Source organism: Pseudomonas sp. RC3H12 (genome assembly GCF_018596375.1).
Taxonomy (GTDB): domain Bacteria; phylum Pseudomonadota; class Gammaproteobacteria; order Pseudomonadales; family Pseudomonadaceae; genus Aquipseudomonas.
Map to the genome: position 1 here is coordinate 3,343,541 of NZ_CP075595.1, position 20,564 is coordinate 3,364,104.

General features: G+C 65.1%; 12 protein-coding genes. 7 read left to right on the forward strand and 5 right to left on the reverse strand.

The genetic code is table 11. The features are described 5' to 3' along the window. Complete coding sequence (locus KHO27_RS15235) at nucleotides 1–816, reverse strand: UDP-2,3-diacylglucosamine diphosphatase (RefSeq protein WP_110701223.1); 816 nt, start codon at nucleotides 814–816, stop codon at nucleotides 1–3. 124 nt (nucleotides 817–940) lie between these two features. Here KHO27_RS15235 and KHO27_RS15240 point away from each other — a divergent pair, with 124 nt between their 5' ends. Further along, the gene (locus KHO27_RS15240) at nucleotides 941–1,735 is read left to right on the forward strand and encodes a helix-turn-helix transcriptional regulator (protein ID WP_110701029.1); all 795 of its coding nucleotides are present in this window, start codon (nucleotides 941–943) and stop codon (nucleotides 1,733–1,735) included. A 137-nt stretch (nucleotides 1,736–1,872) separates the two neighbouring features. Beyond that, nucleotides 1,873–2,760, forward strand: coding sequence for a DMT family transporter (locus KHO27_RS15245; protein ID WP_102684308.1), 888 nt, complete (start codon nucleotides 1,873–1,875; stop codon nucleotides 2,758–2,760). Here the strand turns inward: KHO27_RS15245 and KHO27_RS15250 are convergent, their stop codons facing one another. Beyond that, nucleotides 2,761–3,042, reverse strand: coding sequence for an Rdx family protein (locus KHO27_RS15250; RefSeq protein WP_023633166.1), 282 nt, complete (start codon nucleotides 3,040–3,042; stop codon nucleotides 2,761–2,763). Between the two features lie 66 nt (nucleotides 3,043–3,108). On the opposite strand from KHO27_RS15250, the gene KHO27_RS15255 reads away from it, so the two are divergent. Further along, complete coding sequence (locus tag KHO27_RS15255) at nucleotides 3,109–5,295, forward strand: patatin-like phospholipase family protein (protein WP_214500430.1); 2,187 nt, start codon at nucleotides 3,109–3,111, stop codon at nucleotides 5,293–5,295. Nucleotides 5,296–5,375: 80 nt separating this feature from the next. Here KHO27_RS15255 and KHO27_RS15260 read toward each other — a convergent pair whose 3' ends face one another. Continuing rightward, on the reverse strand, nucleotides 5,376–5,813 hold the full coding sequence (locus KHO27_RS15260) for a MarR family transcriptional regulator (RefSeq protein WP_102684306.1): 438 nt from the start codon (nucleotides 5,811–5,813) through the stop codon (nucleotides 5,376–5,378). Between the two features lie 138 nt (nucleotides 5,814–5,951). Then, nucleotides 5,952–8,099 (reverse strand): DNA helicase RecQ, encoded by a 2,148-nt coding sequence (gene recQ, locus KHO27_RS15265; protein WP_111532640.1) that lies wholly within the window; start codon nucleotides 8,097–8,099, stop codon nucleotides 5,952–5,954. A 244-nt stretch (nucleotides 8,100–8,343) separates the two neighbouring features. On the opposite strand from recQ, the gene KHO27_RS15270 reads away from it, so the two are divergent. Together KHO27_RS15270 and KHO27_RS15275 are read left to right on the forward strand one after the other, a co-directional pair. Continuing rightward, nucleotides 8,344–8,931, forward strand: coding sequence for a YecA/YgfB family protein (locus tag KHO27_RS15270; protein WP_023630694.1), 588 nt, complete (start codon nucleotides 8,344–8,346; stop codon nucleotides 8,929–8,931). A gap of 8 nt (nucleotides 8,932–8,939) precedes the next feature. Further along, on the forward strand, nucleotides 8,940–9,305 hold the full coding sequence (locus KHO27_RS15275; RefSeq protein ID WP_110701035.1) for a YbaN family protein: 366 nt from the start codon (nucleotides 8,940–8,942) through the stop codon (nucleotides 9,303–9,305). A 41-nt stretch (nucleotides 9,306–9,346) separates the two neighbouring features. Here the strand turns inward: KHO27_RS15275 and KHO27_RS15280 are convergent, their stop codons facing one another. Then, nucleotides 9,347–16,450: a retention module-containing protein gene (locus tag KHO27_RS15280; RefSeq protein ID WP_214500431.1), complete on the reverse strand. Its 7,104-nt coding sequence runs from the start codon at nucleotides 16,448–16,450 to the stop codon at nucleotides 9,347–9,349. 489 nt (nucleotides 16,451–16,939) lie between these two features. On the opposite strand from KHO27_RS15280, the gene KHO27_RS15285 reads away from it, so the two are divergent. Then, a complete protein-coding gene (locus tag KHO27_RS15285) occupies nucleotides 16,940–18,313 on the forward strand; it encodes a TolC family outer membrane protein (RefSeq protein WP_102684321.1) in 1,374 nt (457 codons plus the stop codon). A gap of 77 nt (nucleotides 18,314–18,390) precedes the next feature. Continuing rightward, nucleotides 18,391–20,526: a type I secretion system permease/ATPase gene (locus tag KHO27_RS15290; RefSeq protein ID WP_110701039.1), complete on the forward strand. Its 2,136-nt coding sequence runs from the start codon at nucleotides 18,391–18,393 to the stop codon at nucleotides 20,524–20,526. Nucleotides 20,527–20,564: the final 38 nt, after the last annotated feature.

A 20,564-nucleotide genomic window follows, 5' to 3' on the forward strand; every position in this document is an offset into this window, starting at 1 on the left:
CTAGGCCGGTTCGCCCAGCTCCGCCAAGCGCAACGCCGCCTCCCGCGCCTGCGCCTCGGCAAACCGATACAGCTCGATCCGCCCGTCCCAGTGTTCGATCAGCGCCGTGCACGACTCCACCCAGTCGCCGCAGTTGAGGTAATCCACCTCGCCCACCTGGCGGATCTCGGCATGGTGGATATGCCCGCATACCACACCGTGGAAGCCACGCCGGGTGCACTCGTGGGCGATGGCGTCCTCGAAGTCGCTGATGAAGTTCACCGCGCCCTTGACCTTGTGCTTGAGGTACGCCGACAGCGACCAGTAGCCATAGCCGTAACGGGCGCGCCAGTGGTTGAGCCAACGGTTGAGCACCAGGGTGAACTCGTAGGCCCGGTCGCCCAGAAAAGCCAGCCAGCGGTGGTAGCGGGTGATCACGTCGAACTGGTCGCCGTGGATCACCAGCAGGCGCCGACCGTCGACGGTAAGGTGTTCGGCCTCGTCCACCAGCTGGATGTTGCCCAGGATCAGTTTCGAGTAACGCCGCAGGAATTCGTCATGGTTGCCGGTAACGTAGATCACCTCGGTGCCGCGCTTGCTCAGGGTCAGCAGGCGGCGGATGACATTGGTGTGGGCTTGGGGCCAGTAGATGCCGCTGCGCAGTTTCCAGCCATCGATGATATCGCCGACCAAGTAGATGCGCTCGGCCTGGTAGCCCTTGAGGAAGTGCGCGAGGTGTTCGGCCTGGCAGTCGCGGGTGCCCAGGTGTACATCGGAAATCCATAGGGTGCGCACACGCTGCTTGCGTGACGGGCGAAGGGGTTCGGCGTGGCTCATGGGCAGGCTCCGGCGCTGTTTGCTGGAGACTGGCAGGCGCAGGTGACAGATTGGTGGCAGGTACATGACCATCCTGCCCTCGCCTGCCGGTGTACAATCTTCGCCTGCCTCGTGAGGACTCACCATGACCGCCGGCCCCTTGCTCTCGTTGCGCCATTACCGCCACGACTTGATCGCCCACAGCCACGACCATCCACAGTTGGTGTTCGGCCTCGGCGGGCGCCTGGATTTCGAGGTGGATGGACGCGGCGGCCGGGTCGCTCGCCAGGACCTGATGGTGGTTCCCGCCGGTGCCCACCACACTTGCGGGAGCCGCGAGGGCAGCGATTGCCTGGTGCTGGACGTACCGGGCGGACACTGGCTCGGCGATCATCTCGGCGAGCACGCCGACGACAGCCGCCGCCTGCTCGACCGCCCCGGCCCACTGAGCCTGGACAGCCGACAGCAGCAACTGGTGGACTGGCTGGCAACCAGCCCCGTGGACGACCCGCTGATTGCCCGCCAGGGCGCGGTGTTGCTATTGGCGAGCCTCAATCCACAGGCCTGCGCCCCGGTACTGGCCAGCAGGCGCCTGCCCTATGCCGCCTTCGACCGCCATATCGAGCAGCACGCCGCCTACCCACTGCAGGTCGCCGACCTGGCGCGGCTGGCCGGGCTGTCCAGTGCGCGGCTGCATGCGCGGTTTGCCAGCGAGTGCGGCATGACGCCGATGGACTACATCCGCCAACGGCGGCTGACGATGGCGCGCCGGCTGTTGCGTGAGACGGTGTTGCCGGTGGGCGAGATCGCCGCGCGCGTGGGGTATGGCTCGCAGAGCGCATTCAGCGCGGCGGTGCTGCGGGCGTTCGGCTGCACGCCGCTGGCGTTGCGGCGCGAGTCTGGCGACAACGGGCGCGAGGTGGGCGACAGATCTGCCTGAGGATCGAACATACACTGCTGCCTGTATCGACCTCATCGCGGGTCAAGCCCGCTCCAAGCCTTCAGCATCATCTGTGGGAATGGGCTTGCCCCGCGATGGAGCCAGCACGCAACGCTCACCGTACTCAAAGGACCACCATGAACCACCGCACCGCCCTCGGCGCCCTGCATATCGGCGCGCTGTTCTTCGGCCTGACCGGCGTCTTCGGCAAACTGGCCGCCAGTGCCAGTCCTACGATCATCGTCTTCGGCCGAGCCATGTTCGCCGTCCTGGCCCTGGGCCTGTTCGCCGGCCTGGCGCGCCAGGCCTGGCAACCACTGCGCGGCCAGGACCTGCGCCGCCTGCTGCTGGGGGGTGTGCTGCTGGCCGGGCATTGGGTGAGCTTCTTCATCGCGGTCAAGGTCGGCGGCGTGGCCATCGCCACCCTCGGCTTCGCCAGCTTCCCAGCCTTCACGGTGATCCTTGAAGGCTTGTTGTTCCGCGAACGCATCCGCCGCAACGAGGCTGTGCTGGTGCTGCTGGTGAGCATCGGCCTGGTGCTGGTCACCCCCGCCTTCGACCTGGCCAGCGAGGCCACCGGCGGGCTGCTCTGGGCGTTGCTCTCAGGCCTGCTGTTCTCGCTGCTGTCGCTGACCAACCGTGCCGGTTCCGGGCGCCTGCCCGCCGTGCAGGCGGCGCTGTGGCAGAACCTGGTGGTGAGCCTGTGCCTGCTGCCGTTCGCCGCGCCGGGCCTGACTGCCGTGGCGCCCATGGACTGGCTGTGGATCGCCCTGCTCGGCATCTTCTGCACCGGCGTCGCCCACAGCCTGTTCGTCGCTAGCCTCGCGGTGATCAAGGCGCGCACCGCCGCGGTGGTGTTCGGCATGGAGCCGGTCTATGGCATCGCCGTGGCCTGGGTGGTGTTCGCCGAACAGCCGACCCTGCGCATGCTCGCCGGTGGTGCCTTGATCATCTTCGCCATCGTCCTGTCCAGCCGCCTGGCCGCCGAGCAACCCACCCGGCAGACCGTGGCCGAAAGCGCCTGATCAGCGATCGTTGTGACCCAGGTCGCGCTGCGGATCGATCTGGTCACGCACCCGCTGCTTGAGCGCCTTGGCCTCGGGGAAACCACCGTCGGCCTTGCGCTCCCAGATCTGCACGCCGTCGCAGGTGATGCGGAATACCCCGCCGGTACCAGGCTCCAGGGCGACCTGGCCGAGGTCGTCAGCGAAGGTGCTGAGCAACTCCTGCGCCAGCCAGGCGGCGCGCAGCAGCCACTGGCACTGGGTGCAATAGGTAATGACAATTTGTGGCTTGCTGTCTGCCATGTCGGGGAACTCCGTAGGAAGGGCCGCTTATACTAGCGGTCTTTACCCTCTGGTTTGAGACTCACGATGCGCCGCCTGCTGTTCTGCCTCCTGCTGATGCTCACTTCCATCACCTTGCATGCCGCCGAAACGGCGCGGCCGAAAATCGGCCTGGTGCTGTCGGGCGGCGCCGCCCGCGGCCTGGCCCATATCGGCGTACTCAAGGCCCTGGAAGAACAGGGCGTGCGCATCGACGCCATCGCCGGCACCAGCATGGGCGCGGTGGTCGGCGGGCTGTACGCCTCGGGCTACAGCATCGCCGAACTGGAAAAACTGGCCACCACCCTGGACTGGCAACAGGCATTGTCCGACGCCCCGCCGCGCAAGGACGTGCCGTTCCGACGCAAGCAGGACGACCGTGACTTCCTGGTCAAGCAGAAGCTGAGCTTTCGCGACGACGGCAGCCTGGGCCTGCCGCTGGGCGTAATCCAGGGTCAGAACCTCGCCCTGCTGCTGGAAAGCAAGCTGGCCCATGCCGCCGACGTGCGCGACTTCGACAAGCTGCCGATCCCGTTTCGCGCCGTGGCCACCGACATCACCAGTGGCGAGAAGGTGATCTTCCGCCGCGGCCACCTGCCGCAGGTGATCCGCGCCAGCATGTCGATCCCGGCAGTGTTCGCCCCGGTGGAACTGGACGGCCGGCTGCTGGTGGACGGCGGCATGACCGACAACATCCCGGTGGACGTGGTGCGCGAGATGGGCGTGGACCTGGCCATCGTCGTCGACATCGGCACCCCACTGCGCAACCGCAAGCAACTGGCCACGGTGGTCGACGTGCTCAACCAGTCGATCACCCTGATGACCCGGCGCAACTCCGAGGAACAGCTGGCCAGCCTGCGCCGCGAGGACATCCTCGTCCAGCCGCCGCTGTCCGCGTTCGGCGTCACCGACTTCGGCCGCGCCCAGGACATGATCGATGCCGGCTACCGCGCTACCCGCGCCCTCGATCCGCGCCTGGCGGCGTTGCGCCGGCCCGAGGGTGACAACAACCTGGCGGTGGCGCGTTCGCCGAAACAGCGCACGCCGATCATCACTGCCATCAAGGTGGAGAACGACTCCAAGGTCAGCGACGACGTGATCCGCTACTACATCCGCCAACCCATCGGCGAGCCGCTGGACCTCGGCCGCCTGCAGACCGACATGGGCACCCTCTACGGGCTGGACTACTTCGACCAGGTGCAATACCGCGTCGCGCACAAGGGCGATGAACATACCCTGGTGATCAGCGCCCGCGGCCGGCGTGGCGGTACCGATTACCTGCGCCTGGGCCTGAACCTGTCGGACGACCTGCGCGGCGACAGCGCCTTCAACCTTGGTGCCAGCTACCGGGTCAACGGCATCAACCGGCTCGGCGGCGAATGGCTGACCCGGGCCCAGATCGGCGACGACCAGGAGCTGTACAGCGAGTTCTACCAGCCGCTGGACGTGGGCTCGCGTTACTTCATCGCCCCCTATCTGGCCCTGGGCTCGCAGAATGTGGAGGCCATCCTGGACAACGACCCGGTGGCCGAGTACCGCCTAGAACGTTACGGCTTCGGGCTCAATGTCGGGCGGCAGATCGGCACCTACGGCGAGGTGCGCCTGGGCGTGGGCAAGGCCTGGGGCAACGCCGAGGTGCGCATTGGCGACCAGGACTTGCCCAAGGTCAGCTTCAACGAGGGTTTCTACGAGCTCAAGTACTCCTTCGACACCTTCGACAACGTCTACTTCCCGCACAGCGGCGAAGACATCGGCCTAACCGTGCGCAAGTATGACAAGTCGCTGGATTCGGACCAGAACTACCGGCAGTGGCTGTTCAACCTGGACAAGGCCATCAGCAGCGGGCCGAACACCCTGGTGCTGGGCGGGCGCTACGGGCGCACCCTGGACGATGCCGAGGTGGTCACCTCAAGCTTCGTGTTCGGCGGGGCACGCCAGCTATCGGGCTTTCGCCAGGACTCGATCTCCGGGCAGAACATGAGCCTGCTGCGCATGGTCTACTACCGCCGCCTGACGCCACGGGCCTACCTGCCCCTGGACTTCCCGCTGTACCTGGGCGGGTCGCTGGAGCGCGGGCGGGCGTGGAACAACGACAACGAGTTCGACAGCGGCTACATCAATGCAGCGAGTATCTTCCTGGGGCTGGAAACGCCGCTGGGGCCGTTGAACCTGAGCTATGGCGCCAACGATGCGCATGAGAAGGCGGTGTACCTGAACCTGGGGCATACCTTCTAGAAATGATCGCGGGGCAAGCCGCACCCACAAGCCAAGCAGAATCTTGTGGGAGCGGGCTTGCCCCGCGATCTACGTCAAGCTCAGGACTTTTCGAGATTATCGAGAATCTTCGCATGCACGCGCATGCACACTTCCAGGTCGGCCTCATCGACCCCGGTGAACAACTCGAGCCGCAACGCATTGGCGATGGTCTCGATCTGGTCGATCAGCGGCTTGGCCGGCGGGCACAGCAGGATCTTCTTGGCCCGACGGTCTTCCATCACCGCCTGGCGGCGCACCAAGCCCTGGCTTTCCAGGCTGTCGAGCAGGCGCGCCAAGGTCGGGCCCTCGACGCCGACGCTCTGGGCCAGCTCGCGCTGGGTCGGCGCCTCCTCGAACCTGGCCAAGTGCAGCAGCACCAGCCAACGGGCTTGCGACAGGTTGAGCCCGGCCAGGCGGCGATCCAGCTCGGCGCGCCAGCCTCGGGACATCTGGGCCAGCTGCATGCCGAAGCGGTGTTGGTTGTCGGTCAGGGGCATAAGTAACTCAATGAATAGAACTAATTATTAGCCAGCTAACCATGGCCCGACCGATCAGGCAAGGTTCGACGCCACGGAAATGACTGATAATCATGTAAGGGTATGACAAAGGTCAGCAAATAGCACAAATGCCGGCAATCACACACCGAACTCCACGGCAAGCGCCGCCCGCACGCAGTGCAGCACACCTTCCGGCACCCGCTGGCCGAACAGCGGTGCCACAGCGGACACCGCAGGCAGCTCGCCCTCGCCGTCGAGGAAGGCGTCCTGCACTTCCATCATCAGCTCTTCGGGCAGGTCCAGTGCCTGCTCCAGGCTCAGCTCCTGGCGGCCGATGGCCTCGGCCAGCAAGCTGTAGACGTTCTTCTCAGTGCAGTTGAGTTGCCCGGCGATCTGTGCCGGTGTCATGCCGGCGCGGGCCAGGCTGACCAGTTCGTGGCGTAGGTCGAGCACCACCTTCGGCGCTTCATCGGTGCCACCGGCGCCATTGAGCACCTCAAGGAAGGCCTGGCCGTAGCGCTCCAGCTTGCGCGCACCGACACCACTGACCTGGGCCATGTCGCCGAGGCTGGTAGGCATGCTGCGCAGCATCTCCAGCAAGGTGGAGTCGGGGAAGATGACATAAGGCGGCACGCTGTGCTCTTCGGCCAGCTTGCGCCGCAAGGTGCGCAACGCCTCCCACAATTCGCGTTCCTCGGCGCGCACCAGCTGGCTGGCCGGGCTGCCGCCACTGCCGCCGGACGCCTTGGCCGCGGTCTGCGGCTTGAGGTCGCGGCGCAGTTGCAGGTTCACCTCACCGCGCAACAGCGGTCGGCAGCTGTCGGACAGGCGCAGGCCGCCGTAGCCTTCCAGGTCGATGTCCACCAGGCCACGCGCCACCAACTGGCGGAACAGCGAGCGCCATTCGGCCTCGGCCAGCGCCTTGCCGACGCCGAACACCGACAGCTTCTCGTGGCCGAAACTGCGCACTTTCTCGGTGTCCTTGCCCAACAGCACATCGACCAGATGGCCGACACCATAGCGCTGGCCGGTGCGGAACACCGCCGACAAGGCCTGGCGCGCAGGCTCGGTGGCGTCCCAGGTCTGCACATTGTCGACGCAGTTGTCGCAGTGCCCGCAGGGCTGTTCCAGCACCTCGTCGAAATAGGCCAGCAACGACTGGCGGCGGCAACGGGTTTCCTCGCACAGGGCCAGCATGGCGTCGAGCTTGTGCTGCTCGATGCGCTTGTGGCGCTCGTCGCCCTCGGAGTTCTGCAGCATCTGCTTGAGCATCACCATGTCCTGCAGGCCGTAGGCCATCCAGGCGTCCGACGGCAGGCCGTCACGGCCGGCACGGCCGGTCTCCTGGTAATAGGCCTCGAGCGACTTGGGCAGGTCGAGGTGGGCAACGAAACGCACGTTGGGCTTGTCGATACCCATGCCGAAGGCGATGGTCGCGACCATGATCAGCCCTTCCTCGTTGAGGAAGCGGTGCTGGTTGGCGGCGCGGGTCTCCGCAGCCAGGCCGGCGTGGTACGGCAACGCCGGGAAGCCCTGCTCGCAGAGGAAGGCCGCGGTCTCGTCGACCTTCTTGCGCGACAGGCAATAGACGATACCGGCGTTGCCGCGCCGCTCGCCGAGGAACGCCATCAACTGCTTGCGCGGCGCCTCCTTGGGCACGATGCGGTAGAAGATGTTCGGTCGGTCGAAGCTCGACAGGAAACGCTCGGCGCCCTGCAGGTGCAGGCGCTGGACGATCTCCTCGCGGGTACGCATGTCGGCGGTGGCGGTCAGGGCGATGCGCGGCACATGGGGGAACAGCTCGGCAAGCTGGCCCAGTTGCAGGTATTCCGGGCGGAAGTCGTGGCCCCATTGCGAGACGCAGTGGGCCTCGTCGATGGCGAACAGGGAAATGTCCAGGCCACGCAGGAAGTCCAGCATGCGCGGCTGCACCAGGCGCTCGGGGGCCAGGTACAGCATTTTCACCTCACCGCGACGCAGGCGCCCGGCCAGGTCGCGCTGCTGCTCGGCGCTGAGCGTGGAGTTCAGCGCAGCGGCGGCCACGCCCAGCTCGTCGAGGGTGGCGACCTGGTCGTCCATCAGCGCGATCAGCGGCGACACCACCACCGTCAAGCCGGGGCGCAGCAAGCCGGGCACCTGGAAACACAGGGACTTGCCGCCACCGGTGGGCATCAGTACCAGTGCGTCGCCGCCGCCCGCCACACATTCGATGATCGCTGCCTGGCGCCCGCGGAAACTGTCGTAACCGAAGACATCCTTGAGGACGCGCTGAGCCTGTTCGAGCATTTGCCACTCCAAAATCGCCGTACCATCCTGGACTCAGGCTGGACGATAAATCCGCCGCGCACACACCGAATGCGTAAGCGGTTTTTGCCGCATGGCCGCAAAACGCCACCTGGCACGAAAAACCGCGGAGTATACCCGACTGCCGCGCCCCCCGGCATGCCCCGGTGACGGACGTTCCCTTTGCCCCGCGAGCGCCGCAAGGTGCTAGAATTCAGCATCGTTTATTCCCCAAGGTAGCCCTGTAATGTCCTTCGCCGAGCAACTGACCCGCCTGCAAGCCTTCCTCGACGCCGATGAGCTGCACGAAGAAGCGCTGGACTACGTCGCCGCCCACGGCTACCTGACCGCGCTGTCGATCTGCTCTGAAGAAGTTCCAGAACGCGAATGGATCGATGCGCTGTTCGCCGAAGAACCCCATTACGCCAGCGATGCCCAACGCACCGAGATCGAGGCCACCCTGGTCGCGCTCAAGGGGCACATCGCCCGCCAGTTGGCCAGCGACGAGGAATTCGACCTGCCTTGTGAGCTTGACCTGACCGAAGAGCCGGACGACTCCGACCTGCGCGGCTGGTGCATCGGCTTCATGGAGGGCGTGTTCCTGCGTGAAGAGGCCTGGTTCGAGAACGCCGAGGAAGAAGTCAGCGAAATGCTGCTGCCGATCATGGTCGGCTCGGGCCTGTTCGACGAACAACCCGAGTTTGCCGACATTGCCGGCAACGCCAACCTGCAGGACGACATGATCGTGCAGATCCCCGAGGCACTGAGCGCGTTGTTCCTGCTGCTGCACGCCCCCGAAGAGAAGCCCGCCCTGCTCAAGCCACGCCACCACTGACCAAGGTGGTGCGCTACCTGCTGCTGGCCGTCGGCTGGCTCAGCGTCGCGCTGGGGGTGGCGGGGATCTTCCTGCCGGTATTGCCCACCACCCCGTTCCTGCTGCTGGCGGCGGCCTGCTTCGCCCGCAGCTCGCCGCGTTTTCACCACTGGCTGGTGAACCACCCGAAACTCGGACCGTGGATACGCGACTACCTCAGCGGTGAGGGGATCCCGCTCAAGGGCAAGGTGTATGCGATCGGCCTGATGTGGGCGAGCATCGGGCTGTCCTGCTACCTGGTGCCGTTGTTCTGGGCGCGGGCGTTCATGCTGACCAGCGCGGTACTGGTCAGTGCCTGGATCCTCAAGCAGAAGACCTTGCACCGGCCACAGTGACGCCATCGCGGGGCGGACTTGCCCCGCGATGCGCTGCTGGCTTACACCGTATCCACCTTCAACGAGTGGTCATTGAGCATGCCGTTGATGATGGTCGCGGTGTCATGCCCGGCCGCGATCAGCCCCCCTGCCCCGGCCGAAACGCCATAATGCTGGGCCAGGTCCACCCCAGCCAGGTCGATGGTCTGGGTCGGCGCCGCGCCGGCGACGCTGCTGACCTCGATGGTCGACACCACATTGGTGCCGGTGCCACTGATCTTGAAGTGCAGGTAGTCGTCCAGCGACGCACTGGTGGCGTTCTCGCCCTGTAGCAGTTGCGACAGATCCAGACGATCACTGCCAGGGGTGAAGTCGGTCACGGTGTCGTGCCCGGTCTCGCCCTTCTGCCAGACAAAGCTGTCATTGCCACTGCCGCCGGTGAGCGTGTCGTTGCCCGGCCCGCCAATCAGGATGTCGTTGCCCGCACCGCCCTTGAGCACATCGTTGCCCACGCCGCCGTTGAGCAGGTTGTCACCGTCATTGCCGGTCAGGGTGTCGTCGTAGTCCGAGCCGATCAGATTCTCGATACCGCTGAGGGTGTCCAGCCCGGCACCGACGGTGTTCTGCTGCCCGACATGGCCAAGATCCACGGTCACGCCGGCGGTGGCCTTGGCGTAGCTGGCAGTGTCATTGCCGGCTCCGCCGTCGAGCAGGTCGTTGCCAGGACCACCGATCAGCAGGTCGTCGCCATCACCACCGTACAGGCTGTTGTTGCCCGCCCCCGCCACCAGCACATCGTTGCCGGCGCCACCGTTGAGGGTGGTATCGCCGGCCCCGGCCAGCAGTACATCGTCACCGCCGGTGCCGGTAAGGGTGTTGCCGGCCTGGTAAGTGATATCCACCGCTCCGCTGCCGTAGCCGCCATGGTTGTCGCTGACGGTGTAGCTGCCGTGATAGTCCTCGTTGCTGGCATTGCTGTAGTCCACCACCAGGCTCAGCTTGTAGTTCTCGGCAGCCTTGCTGTTGCCAGCGGCGTTCTCGGTATTGATCACATGGATGCTGTACACCCCGTCATGGGTGGCCGTGAAGCTGCCGCCGTCGACGATGGACTGGTAGCTGCCGCCGGCATCCTTCCACTCCATCAGCAGGTTGCCCGCGGGCCGGTCATGGTCGAGGGTGAGGGTTTCTCCCTTGCGCAGGGTCACCGTCAGGGTGTCCTCGTCGTTGGCATTGGCGGTGCTGATCGAGCCCAGGTAACCAGCCACCACCAGGGCAGCGGTCATGCTGCCGTTGAGGCTGGTGAACTCGCTGCGGGCCAGGTCGCGCAGCTGGTTCTCGGCCTTGTTGGCGGTGGCATCGAACTTGATGGTCTGTGCCTGGGTGCCCGCCGTGAAGCCCGCGCCCTTGTCGGCGAAGTTGGTATTGAAGGTGGTCGGCGCGGCACTCAGGGTGTCGTGGTCCGGGTCGCGGTCATTGGCCAGCAGCGCCTCTGCCGGCACCGTCAGGGTGGCGCCCTTGATATTGGTGATGATGTGGTCGGCACCAGCGACCGGCGCGCCATTGCTGTTGATGTTGATTGTCAGGCTGGCACTGCGGGTATCGCCGTCGTTGTCGCTGGCGGTAAAGCCGAACTTCTCCACCTGGCCGCTGCCGTTGTCCTTCGCTGGCGTGTAGGTGAACTCGCCGCTGTCCATGTTCACCACCAGGGTGCCGCCCAGGCTAGTCTTGATGTTCAGGCTGTTGCTCACGGTGTCGAAGGTGGCTTTGTCCGCGCCGCCACTGGCTGCGTATCCGCCCTGCCCAGCATTGGCCTTCGGATCGTAGGTGTAGGTGGTGCCATCGACCAGCAGCGCCTTGATGAAGCCGCCATCAGCCCCGAAATCGCCGCCGCTCATGAGGCTGCCGGTAATCGGCGCGCCCTGCACCGTGCCGGAGAGCACCGCACTCAGCTGGCTGAGGTCGGTGACCACTACCGAATTGGTATCGGTATGGCTGCTGCCGTCGTAGGCCAGCGGATTGAGATTGCCCTCGTTGACCCCACTGCCCATGCCGATGGCGTAGGACTTGATGCCGGTGCTGTCGAGGAAGGACTCCCAGGCGGCTTCCCGTGGCGCGGTCATGGCATGGCCATTGGTGGGCTCACCGTCGGAGAAGAAGTAGCTGATGTTCTGCGCGCCTACCAGTTTGCCGGTGGTGGCGAAGGCTTCCTGGGCCTTGGTCGCCGCCGAATCGTAGTAGGTCGAGCCACCTGGGCTGAGCCCGGCGATCAGGTTCTTGGCCTCGCCGATCGTGACCCATACCGGAGTCTGCACCTGCGCGCCGGTGCCGAAGGTAACGATCTGCACCTTGATGTCGCCCATCTCGTCATACTTGTCGAGCAAGGCATTGATCGCCTGCTTGGCCAGTTCCAGACGGGTCAGCCCCGGCACGCCGGAGCTTGCCGCCATGCTGCTGGACACATCCACCACCAGCAGGATGTTGGAGTCCACCTGGCCGGGCGTGATGCTGCGTACCGCGCACTGGACCGTCGGCATATCGTCGACGATGTTGATGGCGATGGTGCTGGTGACGCTGTTGCCCAAGGCGTCGGTAGCCTTGTAGGTGAAGTACTCGTTGACGGTGTTGGCGCCGTCGTTGGCACCACCCGGGGTCTTCGGCGCCAAGGTCAGGGTATAGGTGTAGGAACCGTCGGCATTGAGCTGGATCTGCCCGTACTGGCCCACAGCATTGCCGACCAGGCTGTAGGTCAGTGCGCCGACGCCGCCCTGGACCGAACCGACCAGGCTGCCAGAGGCCGTCTCGCCAGTGGAGCCCGGCTCGCTGCCGGTGACGGTGCCGGCGGCCAAGTCATTGCCGTCCTTGTGCAGGTCCAGGGCTTTTTCATACACGGTGACGTCGTTGTCCTCGCACGCCACCAGCTTGCTGTCCTGCACATTGATGCGAATGGTCGTGGTGCTCTCGTCGCCGTCGGCGTCACGGATGGTGTAGACGAAGCTGTCGGTCGCGCCGGCGGCCGGCACGCTGTCGGGATTGGCGTGGTAGGTCGCGTTGCCCTGGCTGTCCAGGGTCAGGTAGCCGTACTGGCCAACGATGGCGTCGCCGACATGGCCAACCGCCGAGGTCGAGGTGTCGGAGCCGGCGCGCACACCGACCACGTACTGCCCATCGGCACGCACATCGGCACCGACCACATCATTGTCCAGCACGTTGCCGCTGACGCTGGCCCCCTCCTTGACCGAGGCCACGTCGCAATGGGCCTTGGGCACGTCGTCGACGATACTGACCACGATGGTGCTGGTAGTGGTATTGCCGAGCGAGTCGCTCACCTGGTAGGTGAAGCTCTCCGTAACCACGTTCGGGCCATCGTTGATGTGGTTGGGCGAATTCGCCGCCGAGGTCAGGGTGTAGGTGTAGGAACCATCCGCGTTAAGCTGGATCTGGCCATACTGGCCGGTGGCATTGCCGACCAGGGTGAAGGTCAAGGCACCGATACCGCCGCTGACCGAGCCTGCCAGCGAACCGCTGGTGGTTTCCGTGGTGGCGTGCGGGTCGCTACCGGTGACGTTGCCCGCAGCCAGGTCGTTGCCATCCTTGGTCAGGTCCAGGGCTTTCTCGTAGACCTTGGCCGTCTCGTCCGGGCAGGCCACCAGCGAAACGTCGTGCACATCGATGGTGAGGGTGGTGGTGCTTTCATCGCCATCGGCATCGCGGATGGTGTAGACGAACACGTCCGTGGCACCGGCTGGCGCCACCGCATTGGGATTGGCGTGGTAGGTGGCATTGCCCTGGGCGTCGAGCGTCAGGTAGCCATATTGCCCTGCCACGTTGCTGCCCAGCTGGCCAATGGCCGAGGTCGAGGTGTCGCTTCCGGCACGCACGCCGACCACATACTGCCCATCGGCACGCACATCGGCACCAACCACGTCGTTGACCAGCACATTGCCGCTGACCGTGCCGCCTTCGTAGACATTGACGAAATCGCTATGGGCCTTGGGCACGTCGTCGACGATGCTGACCACAATGGTGCTGGTGGTGGTGTTGCCGAGCGAATCCTTGACCTGGTAGGTGAAGCTCTCGGTGACCACGTTCGGGCCATCGTTGACGTGATTGGGCGAGTTCGCCGCCGAGGTCAGGGTGTAGGTGTAGGAACCATCACTGTTCAACTGGATCTGGCCATACTGGCCGGTGGCATTGCCGACCAGGGTGAAGGTCAACCCACCGATACCGCCGCTGACCGAGCCTGCCAGCGAACCACTGGTGGTTTCCGCACTGGACTGCGGATCGCTGCCGGTGACATTGCCCGCTGCCAGGTCGTTGCCGTCCTTGGTCAGGTCCAGGGCTTTCTCGTAGACCTTGGCCGTGTCATCCGGGCAGGCGACCAGGGAGTTGTCGTGCACGTTGATGGTGATCGTGGTGGTGCTTTCGTCGCCATCGGCATCGCGGATGGTGTAGACGAACACGTCCGTGGCACCGGCCGGCGCCACCGAATTGGGATTGGCGTGATAGGTGGCATTGCCCTGGGCGTCGAGCGTCAGGTAGCCATATTGCCCCGCCACGTTGCTGCCCAGCTGGCCGGTGGCCGAGGTCGAGGTGTCGCTGCCTGCGCGCACGCCAACCACATACTGCCCGTCGGCCCGCACATCGGCGCCGGTCACATCGTTGACCAGCACATTGCCGCTGACAGTGCCGCCTTCGTAGACATTGGCAAAGTCGCTGTGAGCCTTGGGCACGTCGTCGACGATGTTGATCACGATGGTGCTGGTGGTGGTGTTGCCGAGCGAATCCTTGACCTGGTAGGTGAAGGATTCCGTCAACACATTCGGGCCGTCGTTGACGTGATTCGGCGAGTTCGGCGCGGAGGTCAAGGTGTAGGTGTAGGTGCCGTCCGAATTCAGTTGGATCTGGCCATACTGGCCGCTGGCGTTGCCGACCAGGGTGAAGGTCAGCCCGCCCACGCCACCGCTGACGGAACTGGCCAACGAACCGCTGGCCGTCTCGCCGGTGGAGCCCGGTTCACTGCCGGTAACATTGCCACCGGCCAGGTCGTTGCCATCCTTGTTCAGATCAAGTGCTTTCTCGTAGACCGTGACCTCGCTGTCAGGGCCGGCGACCAGCGAGCAATCGCGCACGTCGATGGTAATGGTGGTAGTGCTTTCGTCACCGTCACTGTCACGCACGGTATAGACGAAGACATCCGTGGCGCCCGCCGGAGCGACGGCGTTGGGGTTGGCGTGGTAGGTGGCGTTGCCTTGGGCATCGAGGGTCAGGTAACCGTACTGGCCCTGGACCGGATCGCCCAATTGGCCATTGGCCGATGTCGAGGTATCGGAGCCGGCTCGCACACCCACCACGTAACGACCATCGCCCCGTACGTCCGCGCCGGACGTATCGTTGTCGAGCACATTGCCGCTGACCGTGCCGCCTTCGACAACACTGGCCGCATCGGGATTGGCCTTGGGCAGGTCGTCGATGATGTTCACGTCCAGCGAGCCAGTGGCGGTGCTGCCATCGGTGTCCGTGGCGGTGACGGAGAAGTGCTCGGACAGGCTGTTGGCGCCGTCGCCGCTGGCGTGGTTCTCGTTGTCCAGCAAGGTGTAGCTGTAGCTGATCACACCCGTGGCCGGGTTGAAACCGGTGATGGTCAGGGTGTTGCCCAGCGCCGTGGTGATCGACTGCGGGAAACCTGCCGCCACGCCGCCACTGACCACGGTGATGCCGCCGACGCTCAAGGTCTGCAGGCCATCGGGCGCCGCCACCGTGAAGGTGCCGCTCTGCGTCAGGGCACCGGGATTGGGCGCACTGCCGTCGGCCAGGTGCTTCTCGTAGACGGTCAGCTCGCCGCCATTGACGTCCAGCCCGCCGAGGGTCACCGGGTCATTGAGGTTGCTGACGTTGAGGGTCAGGGTCGCGGTGCTGGTGTCGCCGTCGGCGTCTTTCAGGGTGTAGGTAAAGTTCTCCACCCCACTGCCGCCACCGTGCAGGTTCTCGAAGTCCGGATCGTTGGTATTGAGGGTGTAGGTGTAGGAACCATCCGCTGCCAGCACCAATGTGCCGTAGGTTCCGACGAAGGTACCGGCCACCACCGGGCCGCTGGGAATGCGGTCCGCGCCCTGGATATCGTTGGTCAGCACATTGCCGCTGAGTTCCAGATGCTGCTCGGTAGCGGTGCTGGCATTGCTGTCGTTCACGGCGCGTGGCACGTCGTCACGGACGATAACGTCCAGCGTGCCGCTGGCCACATCGCCATCGGTATCGCTGACCAGCACCGGGAACTGCTCGCCCAACGTATTAGTCCCGGCACCGTCCGGATGATGTTCCGCGCCGGTCAGGGTGTAGCTGTAGCTCACCACGCCCGTGGCCGGGTTGTAACCGGTGATGGTCAGCACATTGCCGAGCCCGGTGACGATGGACTGGCCGACGCCGGTCACCACGCCTGCGGTGACCACATTGATGCCACCGACACTGAGGTTGAACACGCCATCGGCGGCAACCACCGTGAAGCTGCCCGACTGGGCCAAGGCCGCAGGGTTGCTGGCCGAGCCCTGGGGCAGGTTCGCCTCGTCCAGGATCAACTCGGCGGGGCTGACATCCAGGCCGGTGAGGCTGACCGGATTGTCAGCGGGGGGCGCGCTGGCCGGCAGGGGCACCGCGTCATTGCCATCGAGCCCACCAAGCTCGAGATTGGCCAGCAAAGGGAAGCCGTTGAAGCCCGCCGTAGGGAAACCAATGGTGGGATCCACCCGACCGGCCACCTCGGTCAGTATCACGAAACTGTGGCCGCCACCGAGCGCACCCGACACGCCGCCAGGGTTGCCGCCCGCCGCGGTCGCTTCAGCTTCCTGCGTGGGGTCAGCGCCTGCGGCAATGGCTTTTTGCAGTTGCTCGACGTCACTGAGCTGGGCGTTGCTAGGCTGCGCGTCCGGCGCCAGTACATGAGGAGCGCGATCGGCCAGCAGGTCGGGGGTCATCTCCAGGCTGCTGCCACGGCCCAGGGTCAGTTCGGCACCGTTTTGCAAGCGCACCGCCACCGCGCCCTCGCTCCCGGTCTCCAGTTGCTCGCCGGCGAACAGGCGATCCCCTTCCACCAAAAGACGGCGATGACCGTCATCGCCCACCGCGAATACCTGGCCGACTACCTTGCCGACCACACCGACTAATTTAGCCATGAGCGTACGCCTCCCCTGCCGATGGGCTTTTCGCAGATCAAGGCGTGCCGGGTAAAGTACGCAACGGTCCAAGTGCCATGGTTGTTGGAACCGCTGCTGTCACGTTCGTGAGAAACCACGCTCCCTGTGACGACTGCCGCGATAGTGGATAGGGCGAATGGCCATTATTAAGTGCCATTTTTTTGTCGCCAAATTCCGCTTTCGCCTTCCTCCCCTGTCTCCTTAGCTGCAAAAAATCTGGAACTTTCACCAAGGCCCGAAAATCGCCTGTCCCAGCCAATTCCCGTAACCACCTGAATGAAACAATGTCCCGGATTCCTTAGACCGCATAAGTTTTTTTTCGCATATATCTTATGAAAAAATCTTCTTAGCTCGCCCGACAAATGTTCTTAGCTCTGTTGTTACAAACCTGAAACGGTTTGATTCTAATTTTTCGTCATTTTTTTGGCGAATAGCAGGACATTATTCGAGACCAGGGAGATGTACCCCATGCGCGCTTTAACCCCCATCACCAGTGCGATTTTGTTGGCCATGGCGTGTGCCAACAGTCAGGCGATGTCGATTACCGAGGCTGTCCAGAACGCCGTGGACCAGCATCCCGAGATCAGCGCCAGCCGCAACAGCAGGCTGTCGGCCGACGAGGATGTGAAGTTCGCCCGCGGGGGGTACTACCCAACCGTCGACCTGGTCGCGGGCTACGGCCGGCAACGTTCGGACAACACCAACACCCGCGGCTTCAACCCGGACGGCACACGTAACCACAACAAGGAAACGCTCAACTACACCCAATCCGAGTTGCGTCTGCGGCAGATGCTGTTCGACGGCTTCAATACCTCCAACGAGGTCGCCCGCACCGAAGCGGTGGCCACCTCGCGCGCCTACTACACCCAGGCCACCGCCGAGAGCATCGCCCTGCGTGCCATCGAGGTCTACCTCGAGGTACTCAAGCGCCGTGAACTGGTAACCCTGGCCAAGAACAACCTGCAGGCCCACCTGCGGGTCAACGACCAGATCGGCCTGCGCAGCGAACGCGGCGTGGGCAGCACCGCCGACCTCGACCAGTCCCGCGCCCGTCGCGCCCTGGCCGAAAACAACCTGGACACCGCCGAGGTCGACCTGGCCGACGCCGAGGCCAACTTCTACAGCGTAGTCGGGCGCCTGCCCGATGAACTGGAAACACCCGTCACGATCAAGGGCGAAGTGCCGGGCGACCTGCTCAATGCCCGCCAGGGCATGCTGGAGAACAACCCCTACCTCAAGTCGGCGCAGGCTGACGTACGCTCCGCCGAGCAGCAGTACGAAGTGGCCAAGTCGCCCTTCTACCCACGCCTGGACGCGGTGCTGGCCACCGGTGCCAACAACAACCTCGGCGGCCAGAAAGGGCATGACAACAATGACTGGCAGGCCGGCGTCGAGCTCAGCTACAACCTGTTCCGCGGTGGCAGCGACAAGGCCCGCCTGCAGTCGGACGCGCACAAGATCAACCAGGCGATGGACATCCGCAACAATGCCCTGCGCGAGTTGAACGAAAACCTCAGCCTGGCCTGGAACGCGATGAACAATGCCCGCAAGCAGACCCCGAGCGCCCGCGAGTACGCCGAGACCACCCAGCGCGTGCGTGCCGCCTACCAGGACCAGTTCGGCCTGGGCCAGCGCACCCTGCTCGACGTGCTCGACAGCGAGAACGAGCTGTACAACGCCAACCGTCGCTACACCGAGGTGCGCTATACCGAAGAGTTCTCCATGTACCGGGTGCTGGCGACCATGGGCGAGCTGCTGAGCAAGCAGCGTATCTCGCTGCCGCCGGAAGCCATCGCCAAGACCGAAGTGCGCAACGAGGCGAAATTGCCTGACATGCGTTAGGTTCTGACGAGACAAGGGATTTTTCGCCAGCGCCCATTTCCCGTCCACCGCGGCAGGAGTAGGCCATCGTGACCAGTATGCAAAGCGCGCAACCGCGCCTGGATGTTGATGATCCGTTGCTCGATGGCCTGCTGATCCTGTGCAAGCTGCATGGCTGCATGGCCAGCCGTGCCAGCCTGTGCAGCGGCCTGCCACTGGCAGAGCAGCGCCTGGGGCTGGGCCTGCTGCCCCGCGCCGCCGCGCGCGCCGGGCTTCAGGCTCGTGTACTGCAGCGTGCCCTGGACGCCATCTCCCCGCTCAACCTGCCGGTGCTGCTGATCCTCAATGACGGCCGCAGCGCCGTGCTGCAACGCTGGGGTGAAAACGGCCGGGCATTGCTGCTGCCATGCGAGGCCGAAGGCGGTGAGCAGTGGGTCGAGCGCGAAGCCCTGGCCGAGGCCTACAGCGGCCAGGCCCTGTTCGCCCGCCCACGGCATACCCTGGAGGACGTGCGCGCGCCGCTGATCCCGCGGGTCAACGCCTGGTTCCGCGACACCCTGCGCCACTCCCGCTGGCTGTACAGTGATGCCCTGCTGGCCAGCCTGCTGATCAACCTGCTGGGCCTGATGGTGCCGCTGTTCGTCATGCAGACCTACGACCGCGTGGTCCCCAACCAGGCGCTGTCCACCCTTTGGGTGCTGGTCGCCGGCCTGTTCATCGGTACCGCCTTCGAACTGGTGCTGCGCATGGTTCGCGCCCACCTGCTGGACCAGGCCGGCAAGAAGACCGACCTGATTCTCTCCGCCACCTTGTTCGAACGCATCACCGGCATGAGCATGAAGGCGCGCCCGGCCACCATCGGCGGCTTCGCCCAGAGCATCCATGACTTCCAGGGGCTGCGCGAATTCCTTACCGCAGTGACCCTGACCAGCATCATCGACCTGCCGTTCGTGGCCCTGATGCTGCTGGTGATCGGCCTGCTCGGGGGCTGGCTGGTGGTGATCCCGCTGATCGCCTTCCCACTGGCGGTAGGCCTGGCGCTGTTCATCCAGGTACGCCTGCGCGACACCGTGCAAAAAAGCCTGAGCCTCGGCGCGGTGCGCCAGGCGCTGCTGATCGAGACCCTCGGCGGCCTGGAAACCCTGAAAGCCTGCGGCGCCGAAAGCGAACGCCAGTACCAGTGGGAACATACCAACGGCGCCATCGCCCGCCTCGACGCCCATGCCCGCAACCTGTCGTCGCTGGCCAGCAACGGCACGCTGTTCATCCAGCAGTTCTGCGGCATGGCGACGATCGTCGCCGGGGTGTACAGCATCATCGCCGGCAACCTCAGTGTCGGCGCGCTGGTGGCCAGCTACATGCTCGGCAGCCGGGTGCTCGCCCCGCTTGGCCAGATTGCCGGGCTGATCACCCGCTACCAGCAGGCCCAGCTGACCATGCGCAGCACCGACGCCCTGATGAGCCTGCCCCAGGAGCGCGAGGCCGAGCACCAGGCGCTGGAACACACCGCGCTGCAAGGTGGCATCACCATCAACCACGCCACCTTCCGCTATGCCGGGCAAACGGCGCCAGCCCTCAACGACGTGAGCGCCACCCTCAAGCCGGGCGAACGCATCGGTATCATCGGCCGCAGCGGCTCGGGCAAGAGCACCCTTGCCCGGCTGTTGATGGGCTTCCATCACCCCGACGAAGGCCAGGTGCTGCTGGACAACCTCGACCTGCGCCAACTGGATATCAGCGACCTGCGCAGCCAGCTCGGCTACGTGGCCCACGACCTGCCGCTGCTGGCCGGCAGCCTGCGCGACAATCTTACCCTCGGCGCACGGCACGTCAGCGATGCGCGCATGCTCGAGGTGGCCGAACTGACCGGCGTCAGCGAGCTGGCCCGCCAGCACCCGCAAGGCTTCGACCGCCCGGTGGGCGAGCGCGGCCAGCTGCTCTCCGGCGGCCAGCGCCAGGCCGTGCTGCTGGCCCGGGCGCTGCTGCTGGAGCCGCCGATCCTGATTCTCGACGAGCCCACCAGCCACATGGACAACAGCAGCGAGGAGCAACTGCGCCAGCGCCTGCTGAACTGGGTGCCCGGCAAGACCCTGCTGCTGGTCACCCACCGCACCTCGATGCTCAGCCTGGTGGACCGGTTGCTGGTGCTGGACAACGGCAAGATCGTTGCCGACGGGCCGAAGGATGCGGTCATCGACGCGCTGCGCAAGGGCCGTATCGGCGCGGCGCTGTGAACCAACACTGTTGAATCCCTGTGGGAGCGGGCCCCGGC